The organism is Synechococcus sp. RS9902, from assembly GCF_014279635.1.
GTDB lineage: Bacteria > Cyanobacteriota > Cyanobacteriia > PCC-6307 > Cyanobiaceae > Parasynechococcus.
The window spans coordinates 1-21,933 of sequence record NZ_CP047949.1; the positions used below are offsets into that span (position 1 = coordinate 1).

17 protein-coding genes and 2 pseudogenes are annotated in these 21,933 nt (G+C 61.3%); 13 read left to right on the plus strand and 6 right to left on the minus strand.

The window, feature by feature from the left end:
* The first annotated feature begins 173 nt into the window (after positions 1–173).
* From dnaN to purF, 4 genes are all read left to right on the plus strand, one after another.
* Positions 174–1,331, plus strand: coding sequence for a DNA polymerase III subunit beta (gene dnaN, locus SynRS9902_RS00005; protein WP_186509507.1), 1,158 nt, complete (start codon positions 174–176; stop codon positions 1,329–1,331).
* Between the two features lies 1 nt (position 1,332).
* Positions 1,333–2,088 (plus strand): RNA methyltransferase, encoded by a 756-nt coding sequence (locus SynRS9902_RS00010; protein ID WP_186509508.1) that lies wholly within the window; start codon positions 1,333–1,335, stop codon positions 2,086–2,088.
* Between the two features lie 40 nt (positions 2,089–2,128).
* Complete coding sequence (gene purL / locus SynRS9902_RS00015; protein WP_186509509.1) at positions 2,129–4,435, plus strand: phosphoribosylformylglycinamidine synthase subunit PurL; 2,307 nt, start codon at positions 2,129–2,131, stop codon at positions 4,433–4,435.
* Between the two features lie 61 nt (positions 4,436–4,496).
* Positions 4,497–5,954 (plus strand): amidophosphoribosyltransferase, encoded by a 1,458-nt coding sequence (gene purF / locus SynRS9902_RS00020; RefSeq protein WP_186509510.1) that lies wholly within the window; start codon positions 4,497–4,499, stop codon positions 5,952–5,954.
* Positions 5,955–5,961: 7 nt separating this feature from the next.
* On the opposite strand, the gene SynRS9902_RS00025 is transcribed toward purF, so the two are convergent.
* Genes SynRS9902_RS00025 through queG form a run of 3 tightly spaced genes read right to left on the minus strand, consistent with a single transcriptional unit; the run spans position 5,962 to position 10,342 of the window.
* Complete coding sequence (locus SynRS9902_RS00025) at positions 5,962–8,430, minus strand: DNA topoisomerase (ATP-hydrolyzing) subunit A (protein WP_186509511.1); 2,469 nt, start codon at positions 8,428–8,430, stop codon at positions 5,962–5,964.
* 45 nt (positions 8,431–8,475) lie between these two features.
* Positions 8,476–9,357, minus strand: a complete 882-nt coding sequence (locus SynRS9902_RS00030) for a tetratricopeptide repeat protein (RefSeq protein WP_186509512.1) — start codon at positions 9,355–9,357, stop codon at positions 8,476–8,478.
* A gap of 19 nt (positions 9,358–9,376) precedes the next feature.
* Complete coding sequence (gene queG / locus SynRS9902_RS00035; protein ID WP_186509513.1) at positions 9,377–10,342, minus strand: tRNA epoxyqueuosine(34) reductase QueG; 966 nt, start codon at positions 10,340–10,342, stop codon at positions 9,377–9,379.
* A 36-nt stretch (positions 10,343–10,378) separates the two neighbouring features.
* Here queG and SynRS9902_RS00040 point away from each other — a divergent pair, with 36 nt between their 5' ends.
* The 7 genes from SynRS9902_RS00040 (at position 10,379) to SynRS9902_RS00070 (ending at position 17,563) form a co-directional block, all read left to right on the plus strand.
* Complete coding sequence (locus SynRS9902_RS00040; RefSeq protein WP_186509514.1) at positions 10,379–11,026, plus strand: HpsJ family protein; 648 nt, start codon at positions 10,379–10,381, stop codon at positions 11,024–11,026.
* A gap of 50 nt (positions 11,027–11,076) precedes the next feature.
* On the plus strand, positions 11,077–11,811 hold the full coding sequence (locus tag SynRS9902_RS00045; RefSeq protein WP_006849770.1) for a DUF502 domain-containing protein: 735 nt from the start codon (positions 11,077–11,079) through the stop codon (positions 11,809–11,811).
* A gap of 3 nt (positions 11,812–11,814) precedes the next feature.
* A complete protein-coding gene (gene nusB / locus SynRS9902_RS00050; RefSeq protein WP_186509515.1) occupies positions 11,815–12,450 on the plus strand; it encodes a transcription antitermination factor NusB in 636 nt (211 codons plus the stop codon).
* Positions 12,450–13,988: a signal recognition particle-docking protein FtsY gene (gene ftsY, locus SynRS9902_RS00055; protein ID WP_186509516.1), complete on the plus strand. Its 1,539-nt coding sequence runs from the start codon at positions 12,450–12,452 to the stop codon at positions 13,986–13,988. The genes nusB and ftsY overlap by 1 nt, the downstream gene beginning before the upstream one ends.
* Positions 13,989–14,023: 35 nt before the next feature.
* A complete protein-coding gene (locus SynRS9902_RS00060; RefSeq protein WP_186509517.1) occupies positions 14,024–15,436 on the plus strand; it encodes a PP2C family protein-serine/threonine phosphatase in 1,413 nt (470 codons plus the stop codon).
* A 27-nt stretch (positions 15,437–15,463) separates the two neighbouring features.
* The gene (gene argH / locus SynRS9902_RS00065) at positions 15,464–16,882 is read left to right on the plus strand and encodes an argininosuccinate lyase (protein WP_186510456.1); all 1,419 of its coding nucleotides are present in this window, start codon (positions 15,464–15,466) and stop codon (positions 16,880–16,882) included.
* 126 nt (positions 16,883–17,008) lie between these two features.
* Positions 17,009–17,563 (plus strand): RNA-binding protein, encoded by a 555-nt coding sequence (locus tag SynRS9902_RS00070; protein ID WP_186509518.1) that lies wholly within the window; start codon positions 17,009–17,011, stop codon positions 17,561–17,563.
* Positions 17,564–17,576: 13 nt separating this feature from the next.
* On the opposite strand, the gene dusA is transcribed toward SynRS9902_RS00070, so the two are convergent.
* Positions 17,577–18,572 (minus strand): tRNA dihydrouridine(20/20a) synthase DusA, encoded by a 996-nt coding sequence (dusA, locus tag SynRS9902_RS00075; protein ID WP_186509519.1) that lies wholly within the window; start codon positions 18,570–18,572, stop codon positions 17,577–17,579.
* A gap of 40 nt (positions 18,573–18,612) precedes the next feature.
* On the opposite strand from dusA, the gene msrB reads away from it, so the two are divergent.
* Together msrB and SynRS9902_RS00085 are read left to right on the plus strand one after the other, a co-directional pair.
* On the plus strand, positions 18,613–19,116 hold the full coding sequence (msrB, locus tag SynRS9902_RS00080) for a peptide-methionine (R)-S-oxide reductase MsrB (protein WP_186509520.1): 504 nt from the start codon (positions 18,613–18,615) through the stop codon (positions 19,114–19,116).
* On the plus strand, positions 19,088–20,356 hold the full coding sequence (locus SynRS9902_RS00085; protein ID WP_186509521.1) for an NAD(P)/FAD-dependent oxidoreductase: 1,269 nt from the start codon (positions 19,088–19,090) through the stop codon (positions 20,354–20,356). Before msrB ends, SynRS9902_RS00085 begins: the two co-directional genes overlap by 29 nt.
* Here the strand turns inward: SynRS9902_RS00085 and SynRS9902_RS00090 are convergent.
* Positions 20,331–20,975: pseudogene (locus SynRS9902_RS00090) on the minus strand (type II secretion system F family protein); the annotation flags it as partial. The gene SynRS9902_RS00085 and the pseudogene SynRS9902_RS00090 sit on opposite strands and share 26 nt — an antisense overlap.
* Positions 20,971–21,858, minus strand: a pseudogene (locus SynRS9902_RS00095) (GspE/PulE family protein); the annotation flags it as partial. The pseudogenes SynRS9902_RS00090 and SynRS9902_RS00095, both read right to left, overlap by 5 nt.
* Positions 21,859–21,933 lie beyond the last annotated feature (75 nt).

A 21,933-nucleotide genomic window follows, 5' to 3' on the forward strand; every position in this document is an offset into this window, starting at 1 on the left:
CTGAGCTCCTTTTCCCCTTTTCCCCAGGCCCTACGACGACTATTTTTGTTTTTTATTTTTTAAATCCATAAGAACCAAACAGCCGAACAGAGGCTCCCGAACCGTTGGCCATTGCACTTCCCCTCAGCCTGTGAAACCGTGGGACACCTCAGCGCGCTCAGGTCTTCAGGACGATGAAGGTGGTCTGTTCACAGTCCGAACTGAATAGCGCTCTGCAATTGGTGAGCCGTGCAGTCGCCACACGCCCCACGCACCCGGTTTTGGCCAATGTCTTGCTCACCGCCGATGCCGGCAGCAACCGCCTCAGCCTGACCGGTTTTGACCTAAGCCTGGGAATTCAGACGTCCCTCGCCGCCAGTGTGGAAACCAGCGGCGCCATCACACTGCCGGCCCGGCTGCTGGGAGAGATCGTGTCGCGCTTGTCCAGCGATTCTCCGGTCACCCTCGCCGTAGACGATTCTGGTGAGCAGGTTCAGCTCACCAGCCTCAGCGGTAGCTACCAGATGCGCGGCATGAGCGCTGACGACTATCCCGATCTTCCGATGGTGGAGAGCGGCATGACGCTCAAGCTGCAACCTGAACGGTTGGTGCAGGCCCTCAAAGGCACTCTGTTTGCCAGCAGTGCTGATGAAGCGAAGCAACTGCTCACCGGCGTGCATCTCAAATTCAACCAGCGAGCTCTGGAAGCGGCTGCCACCGATGGTCACCGCCTTGCCGTGCTCAATGTTGAGGATGCCCTGCAGGATGCGGCCGTGACCGATGCGGTGGACGACGAGGGGTTCGCCGTGACTCTTCCATCGCGCTCACTTCGGGAGGTGGAGCGGCTGATGGCGTCTTGGCGGTCCGATGAACCGGTCAGTTTGTTCTGTGATCGCGGCCAGGTGGTGTTTCTTGCGGCCGATCAAATGGTCACCAGCCGCACCTTGGAAGGCACCTATCCCAATTACGGCCAGCTGATCCCCGACGGTTTCACCCGCACCTTTGGAATGGACCGTCGCGCCCTGATCGCTGCTTTGGAGCGGATTGCTGTTCTCGCTGATCAACACAACAATGTTGTGAAATTCAGCAGTCAGCCCGAGGACGGTGTTGTTCAGATCAGTGCCGATGCGCAGGATGTGGGCAGTGGCTCTGAATCGCTTCCCTCCAATTTGGAGGGTGACGCCATGCAGATCGCCTTCAATGTTCGCTATCTGCTGGATGGCCTGAAAGCCATGGGCTCTGATCGGATTGTTCTGCACTGCAACGCGCCCACCACGCCGGCTGTGCTCCGTTCCGAGGAAGCGTCCGAAGCCTTCACCTATCTGGTGATGCCTGTTCAGATTCGTTCCTGATGTGTCGCTACCGGATCAGCTGCTCCTCAGTGATCTTCTGAGTCATACGGTTCGTTGTGATCTGGGTCTGGATCACGGGCCTGGGGTCATGGCCTGGATGCATCCGCCGGTGCATCGTCTTCTGGGCTGGGTCAGCCGTCCATCAGCCCTGCGCATGTCACGGGATGTCTGGCGTTTGAACCAGTGTTGTGGTTTGAGCGATCAACAGGTGTTTGTGCGTGGCGAGCCGGCGGTCACCGATCAGGTGACTCTGGAGCGCTTGCCCACGCTGATGGATGCAGCCTTGCTGGATCGTGACGGTGAGCGGATCGGCAGCGTTGTGGACCTTGATTTTCGACCTGCCGATGGCGCGATTCTTCACTACCTGATCGCCCGCAGCGACCCGCGGTTGCCGGGGAGTTCCCGATGGCGTTTGGCTCCCGATCGCATCCTTGATCAACAACCGGGTCAGATCCAAACCGGCCTGATGGGATTGGACGATCTGCCTATGGCCCGCGCCAGCGTTCGGCACGATCTGCTCCAACGCACCCAACACTGGCGGGACCAGTTGCGTTCCATGGGTGATCGGGCCAGCGATCGCCTGGAGGGTTGGTTGGACGACTCGCCCATCGATGAGTTGCGATCGGAAAGCGTGCGCTTCAGATCCGACGACGAGGATCAACCAAGAGAGGTGTCTGGACCTGAAGTCTGGGACGACGAAAGCTGGGATGAGCCCCCCTCTCGTCGCCGCCGCGAGGACGAAGATCCCTGGGTCTGACAGGCGGTCGGCAACACTGGGGGGAGGTGCTCCGCGATTCGTGGTTTCCTCCCCTGCGTACGACATAGCTGCAGCCCTGAAGCAGGAAGGGCTCAAGCCCACTGACTGGGATGAGATCTGTCGGCGTCTCGGCCGCGAGCCGAATCGAGCCGAACTGGGCATGTTCGGGGTGATGTGGTCCGAACACTGCTGTTATCGCAATTCCCGGCCTCTGCTGAGTGGTTTCCCCACGGAGGGACCACGCATCCTTGTTGGACCCGGCGAAAACGCTGGTGTGGTGGATCTCGGTGGGGGCCACCGGTTGGCCTTCAAGATCGAAAGCCACAACCACCCCTCCGCCGTCGAACCCTTTCAGGGGGCGGCCACAGGGGTGGGCGGCATCCTGCGTGACATCTTCACGATGGGGGCCCGTCCGATCGCGCTGCTGAACGCTCTGCGCTTCGGCCCACTTGAGGATCCCGCCAACGTTGGCCTGATGGAAGGCGTTGTGGCCGGCATTGCCCATTACGGCAACTGCGTTGGGGTGCCGACGGTGGGTGGCGAGGTGGCTTTTGATCCTTCCTATTCCGGCAATCCGCTGGTGAATGCCATGGCCCTTGGCCTGATGGAGACCGAGGAGATCGTCAAATCCGGTGCGATCGGCGTCGGCAATCCTGTGGTGTACGTGGGCAGCACTACCGGTCGGGACGGTATGGGGGGAGCCAGCTTTGCCAGTGCTGAGCTCAGTACCGATTCCTTGGATGATCGCCCCGCTGTGCAAGTGGGCGATCCGTTTTTGGAGAAAGGGCTGATCGAAGCCTGCCTTGAGGCCTTCGCCAGTGGTGATGTGGTGGCTGCTCAGGACATGGGCGCCGCTGGTCTCACCTGCAGCTGTTCGGAAATGGCTGCCAAAGGGGGCCTGGGGGTGGAACTGGATCTGGACCGTGTTCCGGCCCGTGAAACCGGGATGACGGCTTACGAGTTCCTGTTGTCGGAATCCCAGGAACGGATGTTGTTCGTGGTGAAGGCCGGCCGGGAGGACGCCTTAATGCAGCGCTTCCGTCGCTGGGGCCTGCAGGCGGCGGTTGTGGGCAAGGTCCTCCAGGAACCGATTGTGCGGGTGTTGCATCACGGTGCCGTCGCCGCTGAGGTGCCGGCCACGGCTCTTGCCGATGACACTCCAATCGAAAAACATGCCCTGTTGCAGGAGCCCCCGGCAGACCTTCAGGAGCTCTGGAGCTGGACCGAGCAGGAGCTTCCGGAGCTGAGTGATGCAGCGGCAGCGCTGCTTCAGCTTCTGGATGACCCCACCATTGCGAGCAAGCAGTGGGTTCACCGTCAGTACGACCAGCAGGTGCTGGCCAACACGGTGGTCTCGTCTGGAGCCGCTGATGCCGCCGTGGTGCGGTTGAGACCTCAGCAAGGCGATGGATCCATGGCCGCATCCAATCGTGGTGTTGCTGCCACGGTGGACTGCCCCAACCGTTGGGTTGCCCTGGATCCCGAACGCGGCGCTCAGGCGGCCGTTGCAGAAGCGGCACGCAACCTGAGTTGTGTGGGGGCGGAGCCCCTGGCGGTAACCGACAACCTCAATTTCCCGTCACCGGAAACACCCAAGGGCTTCTGGCAGCTGGCCATGGCCTGCCGCGGGATCTCCGATGCCTGCCGTGCCCTCAACACTCCCGTCACTGGAGGCAATGTCTCGCTCTACAACGAGACCAAACAGGACGACGGCACGATGCAACCGATCCACCCCACGCCGGTGATCGGGATGGTTGGTGGTGTGGATGACATCAGCCGTGTGACTGGCTTGGCCTGGCAACAGCCCGGCGATGCGATCTTCCTCATCGGTGTCCCCCCGGAGGATGGTGCCGATCCCAGCCTTGGTTTGGCCGGCAGTGCCTATCAGCAGCAGACCCTTGGCTCCTTGGCCGGACGACCGCCCAAGCCCGATCTTGCCCTCGAAGCAGCGGTGGGGCATTTGGTGCGTGAGGCCATTGCTCAAGGTTTGTTGGCCTCGGCCCACGATTGCAGTGATGGCGGCTTGGCCGTGGCGTTGGCCGAATCCTGCATCGCTTCTGATCTGGGCATCAGCGTGACCTTGTCCACAGGCTCAGCGCGCCTGGAGCGGGTTCTGTTCGCCGAAGGTGGCAGCCGGGTGATTGTGTCGGTGAATGCAGCATCCCTCCCTGCATGGGAGCAGTTGATCGGATCCAAGCCAGAGCTTTGCGTCACCCAGCTGGGCAGCGTGACTGCGGAGCCTCGATTGGTGATCCGATCCGAATCAGCCGTTCAGCTTGATCTTGAGGTGCAACGCTGTGCTGCTGTTTTCCGTGATGCGTTGCCCCGACGGATGCATTCGGAGTGATTGAGTCAGGCGTTGCCTGACGGTCGTTTCTCTTCCTTATCTCTCTGACTTCGGATTCATCATGTGCGGCATTATCGGAATGTTCTGTGTTGACTCAGTCAACCAACAGATCTACGACAATCTGCTTCTGCTTCAGCACCGTGGTCAGGACTCGGCAGGGATTGTCACGATGGACAATCACACCTTCCATGTGCACAAACAAAGGGGACGTGTGCGTGAAGCCTTTCGCACAAGAGACATGCGAAAGCTGCTGGGCAATGCCGGGATCGGTCACGTTCGTTATGCCACCCGTGGAGCTGCTGCGTCAGAAGAGGAAGTTCAGCCGTTCTATGTGAATGCCCCCTATGGCATCACTTTCGTTCACAACGGCAATCTCACAAACACCCTTCAGCTTGAGCAGGATCTGTTCAAGATTGATCGTCGTCACACCAATTCCACCAGCGATACGGAGATGCTGGTCAATGTGTTGGCCACGGAGATTCAATCCCAACTCACAGGTCGTGATCTGACACCGGATCAGTTGTTTGATGCGGTGGCGTCACTCCATCACCGCGTTCAGGGCTCCTATGCGGCGATCGCTTTGATTGCGGGCCACGGAATGCTGGCCTTCCGGGATCCCTACGGAATTCGTCCCCTGATTCTCGGCAGGCGGTTGTCTGACCAAGGTCGTGAGGAGTGGATTGTCGCCAGTGAATCCCTGGTGATTGAAAACAGCGGTTACGAGATCGTTCGTGATGTTGACCCTGGAGAAGCAGTGTTCATTGACGTTGATTCGAACTTGCACCAGCGTCAGTGTGCGGAATCTCCACGATTGATTCCCTGCGCATTTGAGTACGTGTATTTGGCGCGGCCGGATTCCGTCATGAACGGCATTTCGGTGTATGAGTCCCGGCTGCGCATGGGTGATCGCCTGGCTCAAACCATTGCCGAAACGTTGCCGGCTGGTGATATCGATGTTGTGATGCCGATTCCTGATTCAGCAAGGCCTTCTGCGATGCAGGTGGCCAAGCAATTGGGCCTTGATTATCGCGAAGGTTTCTACAAGAACCGTTATGTCGGTCGCACCTTCATTATGCCGGGTCAAGCGGAACGCAAGAAATCAGTTCGGCAGAAACTCAACGCTCTTGGTACTGAATTTGTCGGAAAGAATGTCTTGATTGTGGACGATTCGATTGTTCGTGGCACAACGTCCCGCGAGATTGTTCAGATGGCGCGCAGCGCTGGTGCCAACAAGGTGACGTTCACGTCGGCTGCTCCCCCGGTTCGCTATCCCAATGTTTATGGGATCAACATGCCAACCCGGGCTGAGCTCCTTGCCCACGGCCGAACAAGTGAGCAGATCTCAGATGTTCTTGGGGCTGATCATGTTGTGTATCAGACCGTTGAGAATCTGCTGGAAAGCATTGTTGAGAACACTGAGATCAAGGATCTCGAGATGTCTTGTTTTGATGGTCACTATGTGACCGGTGGAATCGACGAAGATTATTTCCAGTGGTTGGAGCAGAATTGCCGCTCCTGATCGGGGCTTAGGGATTCGGTTGAATGACGTTGATCACATCAACGATGGTCTCTCCCTTTTGAAGAGACGCCTGTTCCGTGGGTTTGTCTCCGGGTTTTGAGACGTTGATGTTGTCCGCATCTAGGCGCCCGTGACGATCCTTGCTGGTACGCACACCCACAAGACCTGGTCCGGTGCTGATGCCCACCAGACGATCAGATTCCGCATCAATCTGCACCGCCATGCTGCCGAGATCGCCTCGCTGGTTGTAGCGCAGGCCTGAGCAGTCGATTCGCATGATTACTCCCTGCCTGGTGATCAGCATCAGTGGGGTCTGTTCCGTGCAGACGGCTCCAACGATCTGTTCCCCGGGGAGCAATCGCATGGTCATGGGTCCCTGTGCCAATCGACCCATCAACGGAAGTGAATCTTCAGTAACTCGCAGTCGTAGAAGGCGACCGATGTCGCTGATCAGCATCAGCGTTCCTTGATCGCGGCAGATCACTGCACTGTTGAGCTCGACTCCCTCTTTCAACTTGAGAACGCTGGTGGCCCGACCGGAAAGGTCCACCACTTCGCTGAGGGGGAGCCGCTTGAAGCGTCCATCGCTGCTGAGCAAGCCCAGACTCAGGTCGTCGATGTTCTGGCTGGGCAGCGACAGCAGCGAAACGATGGGGTCCCCGTCGAGTCCCGTGGGCAGGAATCGGTCAATCGGGCCGGGTTGCTGTCCAGCAAATTCCCAGCGCACCTGGGCGATGCGTCCCCCCGCACTCACCGCCAACAGTCGTGGTGGTGGCTCGATCGGAAGGATCACCCGTGCCGGAGATGGTGCATCACCAATGGGGCATGGATCATTGAGGTGCAGTCGGCCCAGCACCTGGGGGGTGACGATCTTCACTTGGCCATCGGCCTGGATCAGCACCCGTCCATCTCCGGGCAGCGCAGCCAGGGCCTGCTGACGCAGCAGTTCTGTGTTCGGCCGTTGGCTGGCTGCCCGTTCGGCCATCAGGGCATCACCGCCCTCCACCAGGCGGGTTCGCCGCGGAGTGCTGAAGCGTTTTTTCAACGCCTTGAGCTCTGTCACCATCGCGTCCAGCAGCTGATCCCGGTTGTCCAGGAGCAACTTCAGGCGTTGACGTTCCGCTCGAAGCTCATCCAGCTCCTGGCGCAGGCTTTCCTGCTCGAGTCCGGTCAGGCGCCTCAGGGGCATGGCCAACACCGCATCCGCCTGCCGTTCGCTGAGGTCGAGACGCACCATCAGGCTGGCGCGGGCTGAGGCGGCGTCATTCGCCTCCTGAATCATGGCGATCACAGCCTGAAGACTGTTCAGGGCTGTGATCAGTCCTTCCACCACCTCAAGCCGGTCTTCGGTCTTGCGCAGGGCATGGCTGGTGCGCCGGATCAGGGTCAGTTCCCTGAAATCGAGGAAGGTCTGCAGCAGTTGGCGCAGCGACAGTTGCTGGGGTTGTCCATCCACCAAGGCGAGAAGGATGGCTCCGAAATTGCTCTGCAGTGCCGTTCGCCGTTGCAGATCCTTCAGCACCTTCTCGGGATCTGCATCGCGACGCAGCTCCACCACCACACGCATGCCTTCGCGATCGCTTTCATCGCGGATGTCTGCAATTCCGCCGATTTTTCCGTCGTTGACGGACTCCGCCAGTTTTTCGATCCAGCCGGCCTTGCTGAGCTGGTACGGCAGTTCGGTGACGACCACGGCATTGCGTTTGTGGCGCCCTTTGCCCGGTTGCACCTCTTCGGTGTGGGCCACGCCACGCATCGGGATGCTGCCGCGTCCATGCAGGTAGGTGTCCCGCAGGCCTGAGCTGATCAGCACTTCACCGCCTGTGGGGAAGTCGGGCCCTGGGATCAGCTCCAGCAGTTTTTCGTCACTCAGCTCCGGCTTGCGGATCAGGGCGATCAGGCCATCCACCACCTCTCCGAGGTTGTGCGGAGGAATGCTGGTGGCCATGCCAACGGCGATGCCGGAGCAGCCGTTCAGCAGCAGGAAGGGAAGCTGAGCCGGAAGAACGGTGGGTTCCTGTTGGGACCCATCGAAGTTCGGTGCGAAATCAACCGTGTCCTCACCGATCTCCTCCAGCATCGCCTGGTGAGAGATCGGCGCCAGGCGGGTTTCGGTGTACCGCATGGCCGCCGGTGGGTCGTCGTCCACCGAGCCGAAATTGCCATGGCCGTCGAGCAGTGGATGACGGCTGGAGAAGCTCTGAACAAGCCGCACCAAGGCGTCGTAAACGGCCTGATCACCGTGGGGGTGGTATTTGCCGAGGACGTCACCGACAACCCTCGCGCATTTCCGATAGGGGCGGTCTGGGGTGAGCCCCAGTTCCTGCATGGCGTACAGAATCCGCCGCTGGACGGGTTTGAGACCATCACGGGCATCGGGCAACGCCCGACCCACGATCACGCTCATCGCGTATTCGAGATAGGAGCGCTGCATCTCCTGATGCAGGGCGATCGGTTCAACGCGCTCCTCAGCCATTCGGTCTGTCGCTCTCCGACCGGAAGGCGCTCAGCCTACAGATGATCACTGGCTTTTCTTCCACGTTGCGTTGGCTTGGGCTCGCTCCACGCTGTTGGTGAGCTGCGGCTCGCTCAGCAATTCTGCCGTCGCTTCACGGATGCGCACACCCCAAAGCTGTTCGGCTTGATGCAGGGGCAGAACGTAGTTGGGGTTCTTGGCCAATGCTGTGGATGCCAGCTGGATCGCCTCGGTCTTCTCACCCTGTTGATGCAGCGCTGCGGCCAGGGCCAGCATCGGTTCTGCGTTGGACTCCAGCTTCAACACCCGGCGCCAACGCCGCACGGCTTCCTGCCGCTGGCCCATCTCAAAAAGCACCAGGGCCTGGTTGTTCAGGGCTTCCCAGAACTCCGGCTTCAGGGCCGTGGCTTGTTCGAACGACTTCAGGGCCAGAGGGAGTTCGCCCTGCATGATCCTGGCGTTGCCGAGGTCGAAATAGGCCGAAGCGTTGTTCGGATCTAATTGGAGTCCGCGGGTAATCAAGGGAACGGCATCGTCCGGTCGCTCCGCCCGCAGGGCGATCGCTGCTTCGGCGAACCACAGGCCGGCTTTTTCAGGATTCAGCTGCTTGGCCCGGGCCAGAGATCGGCTTGCGTCCTTGAGGTCGTTGTTGCGCAGTTGAGCCTCCGCAAGGATCGACCAGAACCGTTCGTCATTGGGGTTGAGCCGCACCGCCAGAGCCGCCAGTCGTGCTGCGTCCTTGGCTTGCCCCAGCTGAAGCAGCTGTGCAGCAGTCCGACCGATGCCGATTGATGAGCCCTTGAGTTCCGCTTCGGTGGGCAGATAGACGTAGGGGATCAGGGCGTTGGCTGCTGGGGCGCCGAACCAACCCCCCAGAACGACCAGTGCAGCCGCCAGCGTTCGACGCAAGCCAATTCGACGCAGCACTGGAGCGAGGGTGGAGTCGCTAAAGCGTAGGTGTGGGATCCGGTTGTGCTGCAGCGGCGTTGCGACGCCACATCCAGGGTTTGATCCGTCGCAACGCCGATCCCCGCAGGTTTTGGTCCCAGACGCTGTCGTCCCAGCTCTGGATCTGCTCCTTCTGCAGATTCAGCAGCCATGGGCGTGGCTGCACCTCGGGATCACTGCTTTGGGGCAGGCTTCGGTGGTTCCAGGGGCAGACGTCCTGGCAGATGTCACAGCCCGCCACCCACGGTCCAAGGGCGGCGCGAATGTTTTCCGGTAAGTCGTCCCCACGGTTTTCGATCGTGTGAAAGGCCAGGCAACGTCTTGCATCCACCACAAAAGGTTCACGGATCGCATGCGTGGGGCAGGCATCGATGCAGGCGCTGCAGCGTCCACAGAGGCTGCGGGCTGGTGGGTCGGCATTCAAGGGCTCCGTTGTCAGCAGATGGCCGATCACCATCCAGGAGCCCCGTTCGGGGTGAATCAGGTTGCTGTGCTTGCCGATCCAGCCCAGGCCGGCTTCCTCAGCCCAGGCCTTGTCCAGCAGCGGTGTGGCGTCAACACAGGCGCGCCAACCGCAGTCGGGCCGTTGTTCCGAAAGCCAGCGACCGATCCGTCGCAGCCGTTGATCCACAACCCGGTGATAGTCACGCCCCCAGCCGTAGCGGGCGACTTTGAGGGAGCCGGGGGAGGATTCAGCGTCGACGTAATAGTTGAGGCCAACGGCGAGAAGGCTCTTGGCTCCGTCCAACAGCAGCCTGGGGTCTCGCCGACGGGGGGCGGCCATCCAGGCCATGTCAGCTTGATGACCATGGTCTAACCAGCGCTGCAGAGCTTTGGTGCGCAGCTGCAGCCGAGGACTTCCCGGGATTCTGGCAATGCCAACGGGATTGAACCCTTCCTCAGCGGCGCGGCGCTTCAGAGCCTCGCTTAAACGAGTTTGCTGATCGGTGACATGCCCTTGCATCGACCTTAAGGTTGGGCGCTTATCAGCATCTTCTCTGTGACCGGCACTGAGACAGGACGGCTTGCTCCCTTGCTGCGCTGGCTTGGTTTGACCCTCGTGGTGATCCTCGTCCTGCAGATGCTGGCTGTTCTTGTCGGTGTCGACTGGGGTGCGGATGCTCCACGCCCGCAGGTCACCGGACCGCTGGTGGCCCTTGCTCCTCTGGGATTTGCCGGTTTGTTGATCTGCCTGATCGGATCACGGCTGGATCACCCCCATCAGCAGCGCACTCCTTTGCGTCTGCTGATCGCCGTCCTTTCAGCGCTGTTGGCCCTCGGCATGGTGATTGCCGTGCCCATTTCCCTGGATGGGGGTGCGGGTGACGTGGCCCGTCAGCGCAATCTGGATCAGGGCCGCGAAGCGCTGAAGGATGCTCGAGCCTTCCGAGCCGATGCAGCGCAAGTCACCTCCCTTGGTGAGCAGCTGGCCCAGGCCGGTCAACTCGCTGCCGATGCCACCGAGGACGACAAGTTGCGGGCGGCACAAAAGATGGTTGACGATCAGATCGCCCAGATGGAAGCCCAACTCAAGACCGTTGAGACCGGCCAGGCCCGTGAATCCCAGCAGCGGTTCATCGGTGGAACCATCACGGCTGTGGTTCTTGCGATTGCGTTTGCGCTCCTTGCGTTCACGGCAGTGCTCTGACCGCTGGTTAGGTTGGTCAGACTTCACTCAAAGCTGGGCGCAGTAGCTCCTTGGTCCAGTCCAATCCCAGACCTGATCTGCCGCTGTCCGCAAGGCTTCGGCAGGATCTGAAAAACGACCTGATTGCAGGGTTGCTGGTGGTCATCCCGCTGGCGACAACAATTTGGCTGTCAACGATCGTCAGTCGCTTTGTTCTTGCGTTTCTGACCTCGATACCGAAGCAATTCAATCCGTTCATCACCCTGAATCCACTGCTTCAGGATCTGATCAATCTGGCTCTCGGTCTCACGGTGCCTCTGATGGGCATCCTTCTGATCGGCCTGATGGCCCGAAACATCGTGGGTCGCTGGCTGTTGGAGTTCGGTGAAGGCACCTTGAGCCGGATTCCCCTGGCTGGATCGGTCTACAAGACGCTGAAGCAGCTGCTTGAGACCTTTTTCCGCGACAACTCCTCTCGCTTCCGTCGTGTTGTTCTCGTTGAGTACCCACGGGAGGGATTGTTCAGCGTTGGTTTTGTCACCGGGGAGGTGGGGCCTTCCCTGCAATCCGATCTGAAGGAGCCTCTGTTGAGTGTGTTCATTCCCACCGCTCCGAATCCCACCACCGGTTGGTACACCCTTGTTCCAGCTGGATCCGTCCGAGAGCTTGAGATCAGCGTTGAAGAAGCGTTCCGAACGATCATTTCGGCCGGCATCGTCAACCCCGATGATCGTGAAGCTCCAGTGAATCGGAGTTTCTCCAGCCTCATGGCCCAGTTACGGGCTTCTGCATCTCCTTCCAGCTGAGTCATGGCCACACGATCCCTTACACGCGAGCTGGCCTTGCTGGTGCTTGGTCAAGTGCCGGAACAGAAGTCAGCCTCAGTTGCTGATCTGGCCCTTGATTCGATCCTGGACCAAGCCCTCGACACCCTCACCCAGCACTGGCGTGAGTCGCTTGATGCCAGTGCTGCCGAGCTCGATCAAGCACAGCAGTCTCTGCTGGACAGCGAGCTACAGCAGGGCGAACCAGGAACCCATGACACCGTCCGCATCCATCTGCGCGCCTCTTTGAGTTCCGCTGAACAGGTGCTGAATGGTTTGTCAGCCAGCCTTGAGTTGCCTCGGCTGTTGCTGCTTGGCGACCAGGAGCAGATTCGCCGCGGCGCCATGGAGCGGGTTCAGAAGGTGCTCACCCAGCGCGAGGGCATCGACAAACGGTTGGATCAGGTGATGGAGGGCTGGAGACTGACCCGGCTTCCGCGGATCGATCGAGACATCCTCCGGTTGGCTGTCGTTGACCTGGAAAGCCTGCGTACTCCCGCTCCGGTGGCGTTCAACGAGGCGGTTGAGCTGGCCAACCGTTACAGCGATGAGCAGGGTCGCCGGATGATCAATGGTGTGTTGCGTCGCTTCCATGACGCTCAATCGAAAGCATCGGCCTGATGGTGTTCAACTGGTTCGAACGACAGGCTGAGGAGTCACCGACGCCGGAGCCGACGCCCACCCCCGCGCCGACGCCGGAACCGATGGCTGGTGGGACTGATGCCCCCGTTTCAGCGGCGCCGGAGCCGACTCCAGCTCCTGCAGCCAGTGAGGAAGAGGATGAGGCTCTGATTTGGGCCCGTGAGGCCTATGCCCGGCTGAAGGCTCAACAACAGGCCGCGGCCTCTGTCGCCGAAGCGGCCCTCCAGCCCACCCCTGCGCCCAGTCCAGAACCAGCGCCTACACCTTCACCAACCCCAACTCCAGGACCGGCACCGTTACCAACGCCGTCCCCGCTCCCGAGTCAGCCACCAAATCCCACGCCGACTCCAGCGCCAGCCCCCGGACTGTCGCTGCTGGAGCAGGCCGCGGCTCAACGCCAGCAGCGTCAGCAGGATCTGGATGAACGGGCTCTCGAGGTTCCCCCTGCACCCACGCCGGCTCCCACCCCTGCGCCAGCTGTCGACTCAGAAGAGCCGCAGTTGGGTGACTTTGATCAGGATTTCACCTGGTCTGCCGAAGTGCTTGCGGCCCAGGGCCGTCGCGTCGATCAGGTTTCCCTTGAGGAAATCGATTGGTTGGGTCGGCTGCGCCGCGGCCTTGAAAAGACCCGTCAGGGGTTTGTCACCAGCCTTCTGGAGAATCTCGGTGATGATCCGCTGACGCCGGAGGTTCTCGACGATCTCGAAACCCTGTTGCTCCGGGCTGATGCCGGCGTCCAGGCCACCGATCAGGTGCTGGATGCCTTGCGACAGCGGATGAATGAGGAGGTGGTCGATCCTGCGGAGGGGATTCGCTTCCTCAAGGAACAACTGCGTGGCCTGTTGGATGCCCCGATCCAGGCCAGTGGTGTTCCCCTTCTGGCGCCCGAACGGGATCGCCTCAACATCTGGTTGATGGTGGGGGTGAATGGGGTTGGTAAGACCACCACGCTTGGAAAACTTGCCAACCTTGCTGTTCGCAGCGGCTATTCAGCTCTGATCGCGGCCGCCGACACCTTCCGGGCTGCAGCTGTCCAGCAGGTTGAGGTCTGGGGAGAGCGCAGTGATGTTCCAGTGGTGTCCAACCCCAGCAGCAACGCCGATCCCGCTGCCGTTGTCTTCGACGCGATTGGTGCCGCTCGCTCGCGCAAGTCTGATCTGTTGTTGGTGGACACCGCCGGACGCTTGCAGACCAAGCACAACCTGATGGAGGAACTCCAAAAAGTCAGAAAGATCATCGATCGTTTGGCGCCGGAGGCGAAGGTTGAATCCCTGCTGGTTCTTGATGCCAGCCAGGGTCAGAACGGGCTTCGCCAGGCCATGGCCTTTGCCCAGGCGGCAGGTCTTACCGGCGTTGTGATCACCAAACTCGATGGCACGGCCCGTGGCGGAGTCGCGCTGGCGGTGTCGTCTGAGGCTGGATTGCCGATTCGTTTCATCGGCGCTGGGGAAGGGATTCGCGATTTGCGCCCCTTCAACAGTTTTGAATTCGTTGAGGCTCTGCTGGCTGGACGCTGAAGCGTTGCTACCTTGCGGACCCTGGGGGTGCGAGGTTGAGCAGCAAGCCGCCCGGACGTCATCCCAGCTCAGCGCAGCGGACCGGGAACCCCTCGCCCGAGGCGATGGCCTCGTTGCGTCAGCTGTTTGACAGCCTCAGCAGCGAACAGCGCCGCAATCAGGATCTGTTGGTCTCCCTGGGGTTTGCCCTCCGCAGCTTCACCAACCTCCAGCGCTTTCTTGAGCTTGTGCCTGTGGTGGCCTCGCGTCTGGTGGGTGTTGAGGGGGCCTTGCTTGTTCCGTTTCAGTCGGATGGTCGCCTCTGGCGTGATCAGCTGCAGGGGACTCCAGCTGAGCCGTCCCAGGATCTGCTGCGGCGTTTGGCAGCCTTTGAACCCGGCTCTGCCGTGGGCTTCGGCAGCGACGATCAGCAGCTGCTGGCGCTCGACCGGCTGGTGCAACGCTGCCTTCCCAAAGCGGCTTTGTTTGCCACGTCTGTGACGGCTCGTGGTCGGACGCGGGGCCGCCTTTACGTGTACGCCCGTAACGGCGCGTTGGTCTGGACCGAGGTGCACCGTCGGCACGTTCAGTTGGTGGCGGATCTTGCTGGCGTTGCTATCGAAAATGATCAGATGCTGCAGGACGCCCGCCGGCATGAGCGGGTGGATCGACAACTCAGCATCGGTGCAGAGATTCAGGCCCAGTTGTTGCCGGACCGTTGCCCCGTGATCGAGGGCGTTGATCTGGCCGCGCGCTGTCGGCCTGCGTTTCAGGTGGGCGGTGACTACTACGACTTCATCCCCACCCGTCCGGAACTCATCGGTCGACGCCGTGAGCGGGGTCGCTGGGCCCTTGTGATGGGTGATGTCATGGGCAAGGGCGTGCCCGCTGGTTTGCTGATGACGATGCTGCGCGGAATGCTGCGCGCGGAGGTTCTAAGCGGTCTGCCACCGGATCGGATTCTTCACGACCTCAACCACCTGGCGCAGGAAGACCTGGCGCAGTCGCACCGGTTTGTGACGCTGTTTTATTCCGACCTGGATCCGCGCACGCTGCGGCTGCGTTATGCCAATGCGGCCCACAACCCGCCCCTGCTTTGGCGTGCCGAGCGACGGGTGATCATGCGGCTCGATGCGGCTGGGCTGCTGATCGGTCTCCAACCCGAAGCTGAGTTCGCACTTGGCGAGATTCGCCTTGAACCGGGAGACGTGTTGCTCTACTACACCGATGGCGTCACCGAAGCACCGGGGATAACGGGCGATCGTTTCGACGAAGCGCGGCTGATTCGTGCCCTTGAAACGGCCTGTCGCAGTGGTCAGGGAGCGCAGGGAATTCTTGAAAGCCTGTTTGAACGCTTGGACCGTTTTGTTGGTCCGGATCGTCAGCTGGAGGACGACGCGTCGCTTGTGGTGCTGAAAGTTCCGGAGGCGGTCACGCTGCCGAGTGTGCAGGGACGGTCCATCGCCTGACAAGCTGAAGAAATCGACGGATGAATGATGGCTGGTGGGGTGACCGGTGGTGCAGCAGGCACCTGGAGCGATCGTTTTGAGCAGGGTCTGCATCCCTTCATCGAGGCGTTCAACGCCTCCATCGGTTTTGACCTGACCCTTCTTCAGGAGGATCTTGATGCTTCGATCGCCCATGCCCGGATGCTCGCCAGCGTGGGAGTGATCACGGAAGCGGAGGCTGAGCAGCTGGTGGAGGGTCTTGAGACCGTTCGTGCTGAGGCGGCATCCGGCAGTTTCCAGCCCGGCCTGGCAGATGAGGACGTTCATTTCGCCGTGGAACGCCGGCTGATTGCCCTGCTCGGTCCCGTGGGCAAGAAGTTGCACACCGGACGCAGCCGCAACGATCAGGTTGGGACTGACCTCCGCCTCTGGCTGCGGCGACGGCTGGATGGCCTGGATCAGGATCTGCAGCGGTTGCAGGGGGCGTTGTTGACCCAGGCGGATCGCCATCGCCGCACCATGATTCCTGGGTACACCCACCTGCAGCGGGCCCAGCCGCTCTGTCTCGCCCATCACCTGCTCGCCTATGTCGAGATGCTGGAGCGCGACCGTGAGCGACTTCAGGATGTGCGCAAACGCGTGAACATCTGCCCGCTTGGCGCTGCCGCCCTGGCGGGTACGCCGGTTCCGATTGATCGCCAGCGCACCGCGAAGGAGCTCGGTTTTTCAGCGGTTTATGCCAACAGCCTCGATGCGGTCAGTGATCGCGATTTCTGCGTTGAGTTCTCCGCTGCCGCCTCCTTGGTGATGGTGCACCTCAGCCGTCTGGCGGAAGAGGTGATCGCCTGGGCATCCGAGGAATTCGGCTTCGTGCGGCTCAGTGACCGCTGTGCCACGGGCAGCAGCCTGATGCCCCAGAAGAAGAATCCCGATGTGCCTGAGTTGGTTCGGGGCAAGACCGGACGGGTCTTCGGACATCTCCAGGGATTGCTGACCATGATCAAGGGTCTTCCTCTGGCGTACAACAAGGATTTTCAGGAAGACAAGGAGGCGCTGTTTGATGCCTTCCGCACAACCCGTGATTGTGTTGAGGCGATGGCGATTTTGTTTGAGGAAGGCCTTGATTTCAGGGTCGAGCGCCTCAATGAAGCGGTGGAGCAGGATTTCTCCAACGCAACGGATGTTGCCGACTATCTGGTGTCTCGCGGTGTTCCATTTCGCGAGGCTTATCAATTGGTCGGCGCTGTCGTCCGGCGCTGTCTGGAGCAGGGATGTCTGTTGCGGGACCTTGATCTGAGTGCCTGGAAGGAACTCCACCCGGCCTTTGAGGCGGATCTGCACGACGCCTTGGCTCCCCGTGCTGTTGTGGCCGCCCGTCGCAGTGAAGGGGGGACAGGATTTGAGCGTGTTGATGAACAGCTTCAGCGCTGGTTACAGCGTTTCAACGGAACTCAGCCGGTGGGATGACTCTCACCCATAACCGGGTCTACGCTTAATCAGCCAGAGGTATGTCACTTCGTTCCGGAGTCATGGCCCGATGGCAATGTTCAAGGCCTCATCGGTCCACTGTTTCGTACCCGGTCCACGCAAAACGTGAGCATTTTTGTCGGCAACCTTCCCTTCCGCGCTGAGCAGGAAGATGTGATCGAACTGTTTGCCCAGTTCGGTGAAGTGACCAACTGCGCGCTGCCCCTCGAGCGGGATACAGGCCGCAAGCGTGGTTTTGCCTTCATTGAGATGGCCGATGAGTCCACCGAAGAGGCAGCGATTGAGGGGCTGCAGGGTGCCGAACTGATGGGCCGTCCTCTGCGGATCAACAAAGCGGAGCCCCGCGGCAGCGCCCCCCGTCGTGGTGGCGGCGGTTATGGCGGTGGCGGCGGTGGTGGCTACGGCGGCGGTGGTGGCGGTGGCGGTTATCGCGGTGGTGGTGGCGGCTATGGCGGTGGCGGCTATGGCGGTGGCGGCTATGGCGGTGGCGGCGGCGGTGATCGTCCTTCCGGTGCACGGGGCTGGGAAGACCGCAGCTATGGCGCCCGCGATAACGCTGGGGAGGGCAATGCCTACGACGAAGGGCGCAGCCGTCGTCGCCGTGGATCGTCCAGTGGCGGTGGCGATGACTATTCCGGTTACGGCGGAGCTGAGGGCTGACCTCAGCCGTTGATCAGAGCCCTGCGTCCTTGAGCTGCTGCCCGGCATTGAGCAGCACATCCAGATCGGCCCCGGGGCGCTGGGCTTTCTCCCCCAGCTCCCGGCGCCAGTGCCGTGCACCCCGGACGCCTTCCACGAGTTGCACCAGGTGACGGCAGAGGTCCCAGATTCGTCCTCCTCGCTCCAGATGAGCGGCCGCATGGGGAAGCAGTCCGTTCACAACGTCTGACGCCAGGATCTGGCGTGATTCCTCTCCAAAAATGAGGGCATCGACGCTGGTCCAGCGCAGGGGATGGCTGTAGGCCGCTCGGCCCACCATGGCGCCATCGCATCCTTCCAGTGCCTGAAGGCAGTCTTCAGGGGATTCCAGCCCCCCGTTGAGTTCAATCACCAGGTCGGGGCGGCGTTGCTTCAGCGCCACTACGCGCTCATGCTGCAGCGGAGGAATCGTCCGGTTCTGCTTGGGATCAAGGCCCTCCAGCCAGGCCTTACGGGCATGAACAGCGAAGCGGCTGGCCCCTGCCAGCGCCACCCGATCCACGAAGTTCGTCAGCAGCGCATCGCTGTCGAGATCGTCAATGCCGATCCGATGCTTCACGGTCACGGGGAGTCCCCCTGCGTCCACCATGGCTTCCACGCAGCGGGCAACCAGATCCGGTTCCGCCATCAGGCAGGCTCCGAAATTTCCGGCCTGCACCTTCTGGCTGGGGCAACCCACATTGAGGTTGATCTCGTCGTAGCCCCAGTCCTGCGCCAGTTGTGCCGCTTCGGCCAGCAGGGCTGGGTCGTCCCCCCCCACCTGCAGGGCGATGGGATGCTCCACAGGATCGAAGTCCAGCAGCTTGTTGCGTCGCTTGCTGTGGTGCAGCGCCTGGGCCACCACCATTTCGCTGTAGAGCAGGGACCTGCGGCTGATCTGCCGCATCAGCACCCGGAAGTGGCGGTCGGTGCAATCCAGCATCGGGGCCACACTGAAGCGGTAGGCAGCGGTGGATCCGGAGGCAGTCATCAATCCATTAGAACCGCCCGAGATTCCCGCTTCAGCACCGATGAGCTTGAGTGCCGCCGTTCTGTCCCGTCGATCGTTGCTGTTGGCGGCAATAGCAGGGGTGTTTGGCAGTCTCTGGAGACCTCAGCCTGTGCTGGCCGCATCTAAAGCTGGCGATCCCTCCTGGGATCTCAAGGCTGACCAGTGGCGTGAGCGGTTGTCTCCCCAGGCCTATGACGTGTTGCGCAATGAGGGAACGGAGCGCCCGTTCACCAGTCCGCTCAATGGGGAGAAGCGTTCCGGCATGTATCACTGCGCTGGTTGTGATGCAGCCTTGTTTTCGTCGGAGGCCAAATTCGACAGCGGCACCGGCTGGCCCAGCTTCTGGCAGCCCCTGGATGGAGCCATCGCCACGAAAGTAGATTTCAAATTGATCCTGCCGCGTACGGAATACCACTGCAGCCGTTGTGGTGGGCACCAGGGCCACGTGTTCAATGACGGACCGCGACCCACCGGCAAGCGCTACTGCAACAACGGTGTCGCCCTCCGCTTCCAGCCCGCTTGATCTGATTGTTGTTGGCGGTGGTCCTGCCGGGTACATGGCGGCTATCACTGCAGCTGAGCAGGGGGTTCGGCGGGTGCTGATGCTGGAAGGCACCCCTGAGCCTCTCCAGAAGGTGCGGATCAGTGGTGGCGGTCGCTGCAATGTGACCCATGCCTGCTGGGACCCCAGTGAACTGGCGACCCATTACCCCCGTGGCAGTCGACCCCTGCGGGGGCCCTTCAGTCGCTTCGCCTGCGGCGATGCGATCGCCTGGTTTGACGAGCATGGGCTCACGCTGGTGGAGGAACCCGATGGACGGATGTTTCCGCAGCAGAACCGTTCTGAGGCCGTGATTCAGTGCCTGCAGAAGGCGGCAAGGGCGTCGGGTGTCCAGCTGCGCACGAAGGCGATGGTCCAGCAGGTGCGCGTTCACCCCGAGGGGGGGTTTGTGCTCGAGGGCCGCGGCCTCGAGCCTTTGCATGGGGGCTGCTTGATGCTGGCCACGGGTGGGCATCCCAGTGGCCGAAACCTGGCGGCAGCCCTCGGCCACCAGGTGGTGCCGCCGGTGCCATCGCTGTTCAGCCTTGCCCTGCAGGCACCGGCCCTGTCGGCCTGCAGTGGCATTGCCATCGACGATGTGGGTCTTGATCTCAAGCTGGGCGATCAGCGCTTCCGCCAGATCGGGCGGGTCCTGATCACCCACCGTGGTCTGAGTGGACCCGCCACGTTGCGCCTCTCAGCCTTTGCAGCCAGGGCCCTGCATCAGAACCGCTACAGGGGTGAGCTGAAGTTGGATTGGAGCGCAGGCTTGGGACGGTCGGGGCTGACCGAGCGGTTTCAGCAATGGCGACAGGAGCAGGCCCGGCGAACCCTTGCAGCCGCGAAGCCCTTCGAACATCTGCCGCGGCGGTTGTGGCAAGCCTTTTTGACCATGGCTGGGGTGGAGCCAGAGCGCCGTTGGGCGGATCTGCCGATCAAGGCGGAGCGTCGATTGGTGGAGCTGCTCTGTGCGCAGAGTGTGCCGATCCAGGGACGTGGACCCTTTGGGGAGGAGTTCGTCACCGCCGGCGGTGTCGCCTTGGGGGAGGTCAACCTGGCCACGATGGAGAGCCGCCGCTGTCCCGGTCTTTACCTGGCGGGTGAACTGCTGGATGTGGATGGGGTGACCGGCGGTTTCAACTTTCAGGCTTGCTGGAGCGGTGGTTGGCTGGCGGGCCAGGCCATCGCTGCAGTGCTCACTGGATCTGATCAAACACGGTGAACATCGGCAGGTACATCGCCAGCAGGATGGATCCCACGATTCCGCCCACCACCACAATCATCGCGGGCTCGAGCATCGAGGTGAGCGCTTTGACCATGGCGCCGACTTCGTCTTCGTAGAAGTCCGCCACCTTGCTGAGCATTTTGTCCATCTCACCGGTTTCCTCGCCAATGGCCAGCATGTTCAGGGCCATGTCGGGCAGCACCTTCTGACGGATCAGCGCATTGCTCAGGAGCACCCCCTCCTGAACCATGCCCCGCGAGGCAAGGATGGCATCGGAAATGATCGCGTTGCCGGCGGTTTCGCTCGAGATCTCCATTGACATCAGGATCGGCACACCGGCTCGCGTGAGCGAACTGAAGATCCGGCAGAACTGAGCTGTCGCTGTCATCAGGATCAGTTCGCCGAACAGTGGCAGCTTCAGCATCAGGCGGTCGATCGTTCGATGACCGTTGTGGGTGGCGTAGAACCGGTTCAACATCCAAATCGCCAGCAGGATCACTCCGACTGCATAAAGCGAGGCCGAGGAACGCAGCAGGGCGCTCAGATCAACGAGCAGCCTGGTGAAGGCCGGCAGCTCGGCGCCCAGATCTTCGAAGATCCCCGCGAACGTCATCACGGGTTTCTCCCACCAGCAGAACGTCAGGGTCCTGGCGCATGAAGGCCCGCAGTGCCGTGGCGAAATCGAAGCCCTTGTCACGGTTCACCTGGCACTGGGTGATGCCCGGCAGGGTGTATTCGATCGGGTCCTCCACCGTGGAGATGTTGATGCCCGGATCGTTGCGCTCGGCGAGAAGTGAATAGAGGGTGGTCGACTTTCCGGAGCCCGTTGGTCCTGTGACCAGGATCATTCCAAAGGGTTTGGACCCCAGCTTCCGCACCAGGGCCAGGGCATCGGGATCGTCGATCAGCTTGTCCAGCCCCAGTTGGGTCGCTCCACTGTCCAGCAGGCGAAGACAGACCTTTTCACCGAAGCGACTGGGCAGCGGCTCCACGTATTGCTGGAGCACACCGTCCTGGCGGAAACGCAGACGCAACCCCTTCTGCTGTGGCTCCACATGGATGTCACTGGCTCCCACTGACATGGCCTGCAGCAGGATCCTGTCCACCAGCGTCACCACGGGCGAGGCCTCCGCATCATTGAGGCTGGTCTCAAGGTCAAGGGCATCCCGAGCCAGTTGGGCGTCGCTGTCTTCCTCGCTCTCCAGCACCTCATCGGGGCTGAAGTCGTGGAGAAAGGACTCAGCATTCAGATCGAGAGTGCTTGCTGTCTCTGCCGGAGCAGGGTTGCTCGAGTGTTCTGCGGCTGGCGGGTTTGGTTCCGTCGTTGGCTGGTCTGTTTCTGTGGCCAAGGCCCGCTGCAGATCCGCTTCGATGGCGGGGTGTAGGCGGATCGTGCGGTGTTGCTCCGGCAGCTGATCGTTCAGTTGTTGCCATTCCTGGTCTCGCCACTGGCTGGGGATTGCGATGTCCAGGTGGTCAGCACCGATGGCGATCGGCATGGCCTGCAGTGCCCGCCATTGATCCGGGCTGACGTCCGGGAGGGCGTCGCTGAGCAGCTTGCGGCTTTCCAGCAG